Annotated in this window: 9 protein-coding genes and 1 pseudogene; 5 read left to right on the top strand and 5 right to left on the bottom strand. The window is 62.5% G+C overall.

The genetic code is table 11. The features are described 5' to 3' along the window. The first annotated feature begins 267 nt into the window (after positions 1–267). The 4 genes from A462_RS31790 (at position 268) to nudC (ending at position 4,144) form a co-directional block, all read left to right on the top strand. Positions 268–969 carry a response regulator transcription factor gene (locus A462_RS31790; RefSeq protein WP_008430287.1) on the top strand — a complete coding sequence of 234 codons (702 nt, stop codon included), beginning with the start codon at positions 268–270 and terminating at the stop codon, positions 967–969. A gap of 3 nt (positions 970–972) precedes the next feature. Continuing rightward, complete coding sequence (locus tag A462_RS31785) at positions 973–2,268, top strand: ATP-binding protein (RefSeq protein WP_008430289.1); 1,296 nt, start codon at positions 973–975, stop codon at positions 2,266–2,268. Between the two features lie 223 nt (positions 2,269–2,491). Beyond that, positions 2,492–3,304, top strand: coding sequence for a crotonase/enoyl-CoA hydratase family protein (locus A462_RS31780; RefSeq protein WP_003208502.1), 813 nt, complete (start codon positions 2,492–2,494; stop codon positions 3,302–3,304). A 6-nt stretch (positions 3,305–3,310) separates the two neighbouring features. Beyond that, positions 3,311–4,144: an NAD(+) diphosphatase gene (gene nudC, locus A462_RS31775; RefSeq protein WP_008430294.1), complete on the top strand. Its 834-nt coding sequence runs from the start codon at positions 3,311–3,313 to the stop codon at positions 4,142–4,144. Here nudC and A462_RS31770 read toward each other — a convergent pair. The 3 genes from A462_RS31770 to A462_RS31760 all read right to left on the bottom strand — a co-directional run bounded on the left by A462_RS31770 (position 4,112) and on the right by A462_RS31760 (position 6,915). Continuing rightward, positions 4,112–4,891, bottom strand: a complete 780-nt coding sequence (locus A462_RS31770) for a TSUP family transporter (protein ID WP_003208505.1) — start codon at positions 4,889–4,891, stop codon at positions 4,112–4,114. The two genes, nudC and A462_RS31770, sit on opposite strands and share 33 nt — an antisense overlap. A 232-nt stretch (positions 4,892–5,123) precedes the next feature. After that, the gene (pcsA, locus tag A462_RS31765; RefSeq protein WP_008430298.1) at positions 5,124–5,840 is read right to left on the bottom strand and encodes a phosphatidylcholine synthase; all 717 of its coding nucleotides are present in this window, start codon (positions 5,838–5,840) and stop codon (positions 5,124–5,126) included. A 148-nt stretch (positions 5,841–5,988) separates the two neighbouring features. Beyond that, complete coding sequence (locus tag A462_RS31760) at positions 5,989–6,915, bottom strand: class I SAM-dependent methyltransferase (RefSeq protein WP_003208509.1); 927 nt, start codon at positions 6,913–6,915, stop codon at positions 5,989–5,991. 190 nt (positions 6,916–7,105) lie between these two features. On the opposite strand from A462_RS31760, the gene mdeB reads away from it, so the two are divergent. After that, a complete protein-coding gene (gene mdeB / locus A462_RS31755) occupies positions 7,106–9,784 on the top strand; it encodes an alpha-ketoglutarate dehydrogenase (protein ID WP_023658896.1) in 2,679 nt (892 codons plus the stop codon). Positions 9,785–9,908: 124 nt separating this feature from the next. Here the strand turns inward: mdeB and A462_RS31750 are convergent, their stop codons facing one another. Together A462_RS31750 and A462_RS31745 are read right to left on the bottom strand one after the other, a co-directional pair. Next, entirely contained in the window at positions 9,909–10,397 is a 489-nt protein-coding gene (locus A462_RS31750; protein ID WP_003208512.1) for a DUF1289 domain-containing protein, read from the bottom strand. Between the two features lie 52 nt (positions 10,398–10,449). Further along, a pseudogene (locus A462_RS31745) lies at positions 10,450–10,652 on the bottom strand (ribonucleotide-diphosphate reductase subunit beta); the annotation flags it as partial.

Raw genomic sequence — 10,652 nt, forward strand, 5'->3', positions numbered from 1 at the left:
CCCCCGCCACAGTGCTGTGAAGCTCTGTAGGTGGTGTGTGAAGAAATGTAAGGTGCGACCCACAGATGCACGCGGGCGTATATCCTTCATAACCGCCGAACCTTACACGATCTTCCTGACACCGAAGATCAAATGTGGGAGCGGGCTTGCTCGCGAAGGCGGTGTGTCAGTCGCCGTGTGCGTTAACTGAAACACCGCTTTCGCGAGCAAGCCCGCTCCCACATTGGATTTGCGTACTACTCAGAAATTGTATTATTTGGAAATACCATGCCCAACATTCTTCTGGTGGAAGACGACGCCGCGCTCTCCGAATTGATCGCCAGTTACCTGGAACGCAACGGCTATCACGTCAGTGTGCTCAGCCGTGGCGACCACGTGCGTGAGCGTGCGCGGCTCAACCCACCGGACCTGGTGATTCTCGACCTGATGCTGCCGGGCCTCGACGGCCTGCAGGTCTGCCGGTTGCTGCGGGCCGACTCGGCCACGCTGCCGATCCTGATGCTCACCGCCCGCGACGACAGCCATGACCAGGTGTTGGGCCTGGAAATGGGCGCCGACGACTACGTCACCAAACCCTGCGAGCCGCGGGTATTGCTGGCGCGGGTGCGAACCTTGCTGCGCCGCAGCAGCCTCACCGAACCCCAGGTGGCCAACGACCAGATCCTGATGGGCAACCTGTGCATCGACCTGTCGGAACGCACCGTGACCTGGCGCGGCCAGCCGGTTGAGCTGTCCAGCGGTGAATACAACCTGCTGGTGGTGCTGGCCCGGCACGCCGGCGAAGTGCTCAGCCGCGACCAGATCCTGCAACGCCTGCGCGGCATCGAGTTCAATGGCACCGACCGTTCGGTGGACGTGGCGATTTCCAAGCTGCGGCGCAAGTTCGACGACCACGCGGGCGAGGCGCGCAAGATCAAGACGGTGTGGGGCAAGGGCTACTTGTTCAGCCGTTCCGAGTGGGAATGCTGAGCCATGTTTCGCGTCCTGATTCGGCTGTACCTGATCACCATCGTCACTTTCGCCGCCGCGATCTACCTGGTGCCCCGGGCGGTGATCCAGCTGTTTGAACACCGTTACATGAACTACAACATCGAGCAGTCCCGAGGCATGCAGAGCCTGATCGTCAAGGAGTATCGACGGGTGCCGATGGAGCAGTGGGCCAATGTCACCGTGCGACTGTCGGCGGATTTCGCGCCGCTGAAGATGCAACTGCTGCGTATCCAGGACGCCAGCTACACCCCTGAAGAACAGCGCCTGCTGGAAAAAGACCAGATGGTGATTCGCCTGGGCGAGTGGGGCTGGGCGGACGACGTCAGCTCGGCCCTGGACGACCAGTTGGTGGTCAAGGTCTCGGTACCGCCGGACCCGCTGGACATGAACCTGCTGTACTGGAGCATGAACGTGCTGATCGGCGCGGCGCTGCTGGCATGCCTGCTGTTCTGGCTGCGGCCCCACTGGCGCGACCTGGAGCGCCTGAAAAGCACCGCCGCGCAACTCGGCCAGGGCAACCTTGCGGCCCGCACAAAAATCCCGCCCAGCTCCAACATCGGCAGCCTGGCGGCGGTGTTCGACACCATGGCCAACGACATCGAACAGCTGCTCAACCAGCAACGCGACTTGCTCAATGCCGTCTCCCATGAACTGCGTACGCCGCTGACGCGCCTGGACTTCGGCCTGGCCCTGGCGCTGTCCGACGACCTCCCGGCGGCCAGCCGTGAGCGGCTGCAAGGGTTGGTGGCGCACATTCGCGAGCTGGATGAGCTGGTGCTGGAGCTGCTCTCCTACAGCCGTTTGCAAAACCCGGCGCAAACACCCGAGCGGGTGGAAGTGGTGCTGGATGAGTTCATCGACAGCATCCTGGGCAGCGTCGACGACGAACTGGAAAACCCCGATATCGTGATGGACGTGGTGCTGGACTGCGCCGTGGAACGCTTCACCCTGGACCCGCGCCTGACCGCCCGGGCCCTGCAAAACCTGCTGCGCAATGCCATGCGGTATTGCGAGCGGCGAATTCAGGTGGGGGTGAAGGTGTGTCCCAGGGGGTGCGAGATTTGCGTGGATGATGACGGTATTGGCATTCCGGTTGACCAGCGGGAGCGGATTTTCGAGCCGTTCTACCGGCTGGATCGCAGCCGGGATCGAGCCACTGGCGGTTTTGGCCTGGGATTGGCCATCAGCCGGCGGGCGCTGGAGGCGCAGGGCGGAACATTGACGGCCCAGGCTTCGCCATTGGGTGGTGCACGCTTCCGGCTCTGGCTGCCGAGTTAAAGAACACCACAAAACCATTGTGGGAGCAGGCTTGCCTGCGATGGCGGTGGGTCAGCTTGCATCTTTGCTAACTGATACACCGCCATCGCAGGCAAGCCAGCTCCCACATTTGATCTTCATCGTTCTTCAGTCCCGAATTTGGCGTTTGCACAGCCTTACCACCTCACGCGGTGCCTTGTTATAGTTCGGCCCCTATTCCAGCCGCCAGTCAAGGATCACTGCCATGTCCGAATACCAAGCCTTTGTCGTCGAACTCAGCGGCAACGTCGCCCATGTGCAGCTCAATCGCCCGGAAAAGATCAACGCGATGAACGCGGCGTTCTGGACCGAGATCATCGACATCTTCCAATGGGTCGAAGACACCGACGCGGTGCGAGCCGTGGTCATCAGCGGCGCCGGCAAGCATTTCTCCTCCGGCATCGACCTGATGATGCTGGCCTCGGTGGCCAATGACTTCGGCAAGGACGTAGGCCGCAACGCGCGCCTGCTGCGGCGCAAGATCCTCGAACTGCAAGCTTCCTTCAACGCCGTCGACAACTGCCGCAAGCCGGTACTCGCGGCGATCCATGGCTACTGCATCGGCGGCGCCATCGACCTGATCAGCGCCTGTGACATGCGCTACGCCGCCGAAGATGCGCAATTCTCCATCAAGGAAATCGACATCGGCATGGCCGCCGACGTCGGCACCCTGCAACGCCTGCCGCGCATCGTCGGCGACGGCATGCTGCGCGAGCTGGCCTACACCGGCCGCCAGTTCGGCGCCGAAGAGGCCCGCAGCATCGGCCTGGTGAATCGGGTGTACAGCGATCACCAGAGCCTGCTGGCCGGCGTGCTGGAGATCGCCCGGGAAATAGCCGCCAAATCACCGATCGCGGTCACCGGCACCAAGGCGATGATCAGCTACATGCGTGACCACACGATCAATGACGGTTTGGAATACGTTGCCACCTGGAACTCAGCTATGTTGCAATCCAACGACCTGCGCGTGGCCATCGCGGCCCATATGAGCAAGCAGAAACCCGACTTCGTGGATTGACTGAACATGACCCCAGGCTGGATTACCACAACGCTGCTGGACAATGACGCCCCGGGCGGCTGGGCCGTGGCCCGCAGCCGTGAAGGCTTTTTACACGACCAGAACGGCCCGCTGTTTCCCCGGGAATGGCTCAAGCGCCAGGACCTCTCGGTGTTCGCCGAGCATGGCATCGGTCACCTGGACGGCGAGCCGGTGTACCTGCTGGAACTCAACAGCCCCGCCGACGTGCCGGGCTGCGGCTGGCAGGGCCTGCGGGCATTCATGCTGCAGGGCGATCACACGCTGTACAAAGTCCTGGGCTACGCCGCGCAAATCGGCACCTGGGCCCGGGAGCATCGTTTTTGCGGCAGTTGCGGCCAGGCGATGGTGCAGGTGCCACGGGAGCGGGCGATGTTCTGCCAGGCCTGTGACCTGCGCAGCTACCCGCGGATCTCGCCGAGCATGATCGTGCTGGTGACCCGTGGCGACGAGATCCTGCTGGCCCGTTCGCCGCGCTTTGTCACGGGGGTCTACAGTACCCTGGCGGGGTTTGCCGAGCCGGGCGAGTCGGCCGAGGACTGCCTGATTCGCGAAGTGCGTGAAGAAGTGCAGGTGGAGGTCAAGAACATCCAGTACATGGGCAGCCAGTGCTGGCCGTTCCCGCACTCGATGATGCTGGGCTTTCACGCCGAGTACGCCGGCGGCGACATTGTGCCCCAGGCTGACGAGATCGAAGACGCGCAGTGGTTCAACATCCATGAACTGCCGCCGTTGCCGGCGTCGCGCTCGATTGCGCGCTACCTGATCGACCTCTACCTGGCCCGTCGCCTAGGTCACGCTGAACCAGTGCTGCCAGGCTAGGCGCACCGTCAGGCCGAGCACCACGGTGATGAACACCGGGCGAATGAACTTGGCGCCGCCGCTGATGGCGCTGCGTGCGCCAAAAAACGCGCCGCACATCACCGACACGCCCATGCACAGGCCGACAATCCAGTCTACCGAGCCATTGAAAATGAACACCGTCAGCGCCGCCGCGTTGCTGACGAAGTTCATGCTGCGCGCCACGCCGCTGGCCTTTACCAGGTCGATGGGGTGCAACAGCATGGTACTCACGGTCCAGAACGCCCCGGTGCCCGGGCCGGCGACGCCGTCGTAGAAACCCAGGCCAAAGCCCTGGGTGGACTGCCATTTCTTCTTGATCGGTGCGTCGTTGTCCAGCGCCGCCTTGGGCGTGCCGCCGAACAGCAAATACAAACCGCAGCCGAACACAATCACCGGGAGCATCTTGTTCAGGGTTTCTGCCGGCAGGTAATGGGCCACGACCGCGCCGGTGAGTGCACCGACCAGGGTGCCGACGATGGCGTGCACCCACTGGCGCGGATGAAACAGCTTGCGCCGGTAGAAGGTAAAGCTGGCAGTGGCCGAGCCGAAGGTGGAACTGAGTTTGTTGGTGCCCAGCACCAGGTGGGGCGGCATGCCGGCGGTCAGCAGGGCGGGCGTGGTGAGCAGGCCGCCACCGCCGGCGATGGCGTCGATGAAACCGGCGATAAAGGCAACCACGGCGAGGATCGCCAGGGTGGTGAGGTCAACGCTGAGTTCGAAAGGCATGGGCAAGACTTAGTCGGCAGGGCGCAGCAAGGGCTGCGCGAAAGGCCGGTATCTTACCGATTAGCGTGGGGGCCTGCGACTATGATCGTTCCCACGCTCTGCGTCACGGGATGCATTCCCAATGTGGGAGCGGGCTTGCTCGCGAATGCGCAGTGTCAGTCACCGGATAGAGTGGCTGATCTACCGCATTCGCGAGCAAGCCCGCTCCCACATTTCAACCGTGCCCGCTTGGCTATTTATGTGTTTCGAGCCACTCCATTCCGGTCCGCCAGAAGCAGATCCCCAGGAAGTACGCCGACATCAGCAACCACAGGCCCAGGGTCAGGCGATTGGTGTACGGGAAGTCGATCACCAGCAGCAGGCTGCACAGCAACCAGATGGTGGTCACGGCAATATTGATCGGCATGAAGCGCTTGACCCGGAACGGGTGCAGGAACTTCATCGGCGTCACGGTCAGCAACGCCAGGCCGATCACGGTGAGCAAGGTGACCCAGGCTTCCGGCTGGATGATATAGACGCACAGCGCCACCACGTTCCATGCGGCGGGGAAGCCGACGAAGTAGTTGTCCTTGCTCTTCATGTTGACGTTGCAGAAGCAGAACAGCGACGACACCAGAATCACCGACACCGTAAACAACGGGGTGAAGTCCGGCAGGGCGATATAGCGATAGATAAACAGCGCCGGAATAAACACGTACGTCAGGTAATCAATCACCAGGTCCAATACCGAGCCATCGAAGCTTGGCAGCACTGTTTGCACATTCACCCGTCGCGCGAGAGAGCCGTCGACCCCATCGACGATCAAGGCCAGGCCCAGCCACAGCAGGCAAGCCTTGGGCTGGTTGTCGAGCAGTGCCAGGGTGGCCAGGAAGGCCAGCACCACGCCGGTGGCGGTAAAACCATGGGCGCCCCAGGCCTTGAGACGGGCTACATGCAGGGTCGATATCACAGGGGCGTTCTCCAAAAGGTGAAACAGGGCAGCCGACGGGGTAGCACCGTCGAATCTGGCCAGAGTGTGCAGGTATCGACCGGGAAGGGTGGGATAAGGTTCACCACCCGGCGTAGGTTAAGCGTAGCAAGCGCAGGACGTTTCGGCATCAGCCTTGGCGAAACACCAGTGCCTTTAATCCGCTTTGCGGGTCGATATCGGGGAATTCCGGCGGGTTTTCCAGCCGCTGGTCAAAGCGCAGGCCAGGCGCTTCGCGGGTTACGCCGTCGATCAGGAAGTCTTCGCCGAACGCCGGGTCGTTCATGCACGCCAGCACCGTACCCTGGGCCGTGAGCAAATCCGGCAGGCGACGCAGCACCCGCTGGTAGTCCTTGGTCAAAAGGAAACTGCCTTTCTGGAACGAGGGCGGGTCGATGATCACCAGGTCGTACGGGCCGCTGTTGGTGACCTTGGCCCACGACTTGAACAGGTCGTGGCCGAGGAACGTCACCTTGCTCAGGTCGTGGCCGTTCAGGCGGTGATTGTCGCGACCCCGGCTCAGGGCGCCACGGGCCATGTCCAGGTTCACCACATGCTCGGCGCCGCCTTCGATGGCCGCCACGGAGAAACCACAGGTGTAGGCGAACAGGTTCAGCACCCGCAGGCCATGAGCCTGTTCGCGTACCCAGTTGCGGCCGTAACGCATGTCGAGGAACAGCCCACTGTTCTGCTTTTTGCCCAGGTCGATCAGGTAGCGCAGGCCGCCTTCGGTGATGGTCAGTTCGTCGACCACCTCGCCCAGCAGCCATTCGGTGGTGCTTTGCGGCAGGTAGCGGTGTTGCAGCGCCACGGTATGGGCGCCGAATGACCGCCAGTCGATCTGCATCAGCACCTGCTTCAAGGCCTCAAGCTCCGCGGCTTCAGGCTCCTTGAACAGCGAGACCAGCACCACGCCTTGCAGCCAGTCCACCGTCAGTTGCTCCAGGCCCGGCCAGCAGCGGCCACGCCCGTGAAACAGGCGCCGGGTCTCGGCGGGGACGGTTTGCAGGGCGTTCAGCAAATGGGTGTGCAGGGTGGCGAGTGCGTCTGGGTTCATCGGGCAACGTCGGTCATTGAGCGGGCGGCATTTTAAACACAATTGCGGGGTGTTCGGGAGTTGAAGCACAACGTGCTTTGAATTTGCTGATTGGCAGTGATTTATGCTCAAAAGTCCCCGAGAGGCCGCGCGCAACAGTCAAAAAATCCCTTGGCACCGACATAAACTGGAAAAAACCCCGGAGGTGCCCATGAACGGTTTCGCGAGTGCAATGAGTCAGACAGCGATGGACCAGGAAGAACTGGCCGAATGGCGCGATGCCCTGGCCTCCCTGGTGGCCAACGCCGGCGCGGCGCGCGCACGGGAGATCCTCGACATGCTGGCGGATGCCGGCGGCGCGCCGCACATCGCCTGGAAACCCCGGCATGGCACGCCCTACATCAATAGCATCGCCGTAGAGCAGCAACCGCCGTTTCCCGGCGACCTGGCCACCGAAGAACGCTTGGCCTCAGTGGTGCGCTGGAACGCCCTGGCCATGGTAGTACGCGCCAACCAGGCCTATGGCGAACTGGGCGGGCATATCGCCAGCTACGCCAGCGCGGCGGATTTGTTCGAGGTGGGCTTCAACCACTTTTTCCGGGCCCGAAGCGACAGTTTTGGCGGCGACCTGGTGTTCTACCAGCCGCATTCCGCCCCCGGCATCTATGCTCGCGCCTTCCTTGAAGGGCGCCTGAGCGAGGCCGACCTGGCCCACTATCGCCAGGAAATCGGTGCCGGCAAGGCGGGTGCCCGAGGTTTGTCCAGCTATCCCCATCCGTGGTTGATGCCGGACTTTTGGCAATTTCCCACCGGGTCCATGGGCATTGGCCCCATCAGCTCGATTTTCCAGGCGCGGTTCATGCGCTACCTGCAGCATCGGGGCTTGCAGGACACCACCGACCGCCACGTATGGGGCGTGTTCGGCGACGGCGAGATGGACGAGCCGGAAAGCATGTCGGCCCTGACCCTGGCTGCCCGTGAAGGCCTGGACAACCTGACCTGGGTGGTCAACTGCAACCTGCAACGGCTCGACGGCCCGGTGCGTGGCAACGGGCGAATTATCGACGAGCTGGAGGCGTTGTTCGCCGGTGCCGGCTGGAACGTGATCAAGCTGGTCTGGGGCTCGGATTGGGACGCCTTGCTGGCCAAGGACGCCGACGGCTCGCTGGTACGCACCTTGTCGCAGACGGTGGACGGACAGTTCCAGACCTTCGCCGCCAAGGACGGCGCCTATAACCGCGAACATTTCTTCGGCCAGAGCGAGGCGCTGTCCAAACTGGTCGAGGGCCTGAGCGACGAGCAGATCGACCGGCTCAAGCGTGGCGGCCATGACATGGTCAAGATCCACGCGGCCTATCACGCGGCGCGCCGGGTCGCCGGCAAACCCACGGTGATCCTGGCCCAGACCAAAAAGGGCTTTGGCATGGGCGAGGCCGGGCAGGGCAAGATGACCACCCACCAGCAGAAGAAGCTCGACCGCGAGGCCTTGATCGCCTTCCGCAATCGCTTCCAGTTGCCGCTGTCGGATGAACAGGCCGAATCCCTGAGCTTCTACAAACCGGCTGAAGACAGCCTCGAAATGCGTTACCTGCACCAGCGCCGCGCCACCCTCGGCGGGTATGTGCCGAGCCGTGGCCAGCAGGCGCCCACCGTGAGTGTCCCGCCGGTGTCGGGCTACGGCGCGTTTGCCACCCAGGCGGAGGGCAAGGAAATGTCCACCACCATGGCCTTTGTGCGCATGCTCACCAATCTGCTCAAGGACAAGGCCCTCGGCCCGCGCATCGTGCCCATCGTCGCCGATGAGGCGCGCACCTTCGGCATGGCCAACCTGTTCAAGCAGATCGGCATCTATTCCAGCGTCGGCCAGCGCTACGAGCCCGAAGACATCGGCTCGATCCTCAGCTACCGCGAAGCCACCGACGGGCAGATCCTTGAAGAAGGCATCAGCGAAGCCAGCGCCATCAGTTCCTGGGTCGCGGCGGCCACCAGTTATTCGGTGCATGGCCTGCGGATGCTGCCGTTTTACATCTACTACTCGATGTTCGGTTTCCAGCGCGTGGGGGACCTGATCTGGGCCGCCGCCGACCAGCGTGCCCGAGGTTTCCTGCTGGGCGCCACTGCCGGGCGCACCACCCTGGGTGGCGAAGGCTTGCAGCACCAGGACGGCAGCAGCCACCTGATGGCCGCCACCGTGCCCAATTGCCGTGCCTACGACCCGGCGTTTGCCGGCGAGTTTGCGGTGATCCTCGACCATGGCATGCGCCAGATGCTGGAGCACGATGTGGACGAGTTCTACTACGTGACCCTGATGAACGAAAACTACCCGCAGCCGAGCCTGCCGGAAGGCGTCGAAGCGGCGATCATCAAAGGCATGTACCGTCTGAGCGGGCAGCCTGGCGGCATGGTCCGGTTGCTCGGCTCCGGCACGCTGGTGCGCGAAGCCCAGGCAGCGGCGCAATTGTTGGCGGAGGATTGGCAGGTTGACGCTGAAGTGTTCAGTGTCACCAGCTTCAGCGAACTGGCCCGGGACGCCCGTGACGTGGAACGCTGGAACCGCCTGCATCCGCAACAGCCGGCGCGGCGCAGCCACCTGGCGGAGTGTTTGCCCAAGGGCGCGCCGGTGGTGGCGGTATCTGACTATGTAAGGGCGGTGCCGCAGATGCTTGGGTCGTACGTGGATTCGGCTTACACCGTGCTGGGGACGGATGGCTTTGGTCGCAGCGATACCCGGGCGGCGTTGCGGGATTTCTTCGAGGTGGACCGCCATCACATCGTGCTGGCGGCGCTGACGGCGTTGGTGGAGCAGGGGAGTCTGGACAGGCAGGTTTGCCAGCAGGCGATAGAGCGTTATGGGGTGCAGACCGATCGCGAGCCGTCCTGGACCTCCTGAGCGACAAAGATCTAAATGTGGGAGCGGGCTTGCTCCCGAATGCGGTGTGTCAGTCAATATATCCGGCAACTGATACACCGCTTTCGCGAGCAAGCCCGCTCCCACACTGGTTCTGTGTGTTTGTCTAAATACTGGCTATCAACGGCGCCCCAAACGATTCCCGCAGAAACCCCGGCGCGATATACCGCTCGTAATGCGCCTCGGACAACAGGAAAAACTCCCGGTCAATCGCATCCCGCAAATCTGCCAGATTGCGCTCGCGAAACTCCGGCAACAGCGCCAACCCATACGCATCCAACTTGGAAATCACCCGCGCGCCCCGGGCAATCAACTGGTACGCCCAGCAATACGGCGACTGGTGGGGCACAAAGCGGATCTTGCGGTCCTCCAGTTGCTGGCGCAGGCGCTGCGGGTCCAGTACCTGCAGCTTGCTGGTCATCACCTGCACCAGCAGTTGTTCCAGGCGCAGCCACACCGCCTGTTTCTCCTCGGCGTTGTAGCCGTTCCACTGAATCACTTCATGGTGATAACGCTTGCAACCCCGGCACACCAGGTCTCCGTAGACGGTGGAGCACAGGCCGACGCAGGGTGTCTTGATGGTTTGATTGGGCATAAAAAAACATCGACAGGTGAAACAACACGGCCCCCGAAGGGGCCGCTTTAAATCAATCCCAGCTCAGCGCGCCGCCAGTCTGGTACTCGATCACACGGGTCTCGAAGAAGTTCTTCTCTTTCTTCAAGTCCATGATCTCGCTCATCCACGGGAATGGGTTAGTCGTCCCTGGATACTCTTCCTTCAACCCAATCTGCGACAGACGACGGTTAGCGATGAACTTGAGGTAATCCTCCATCATCGCCGCATTCATCC

The sequence above is a fragment of the Pseudomonas sp. Ag1 genome (assembly GCF_000278565.1).
Classification (GTDB): Bacteria; Pseudomonadota; Gammaproteobacteria; order Pseudomonadales; family Pseudomonadaceae; genus Aquipseudomonas.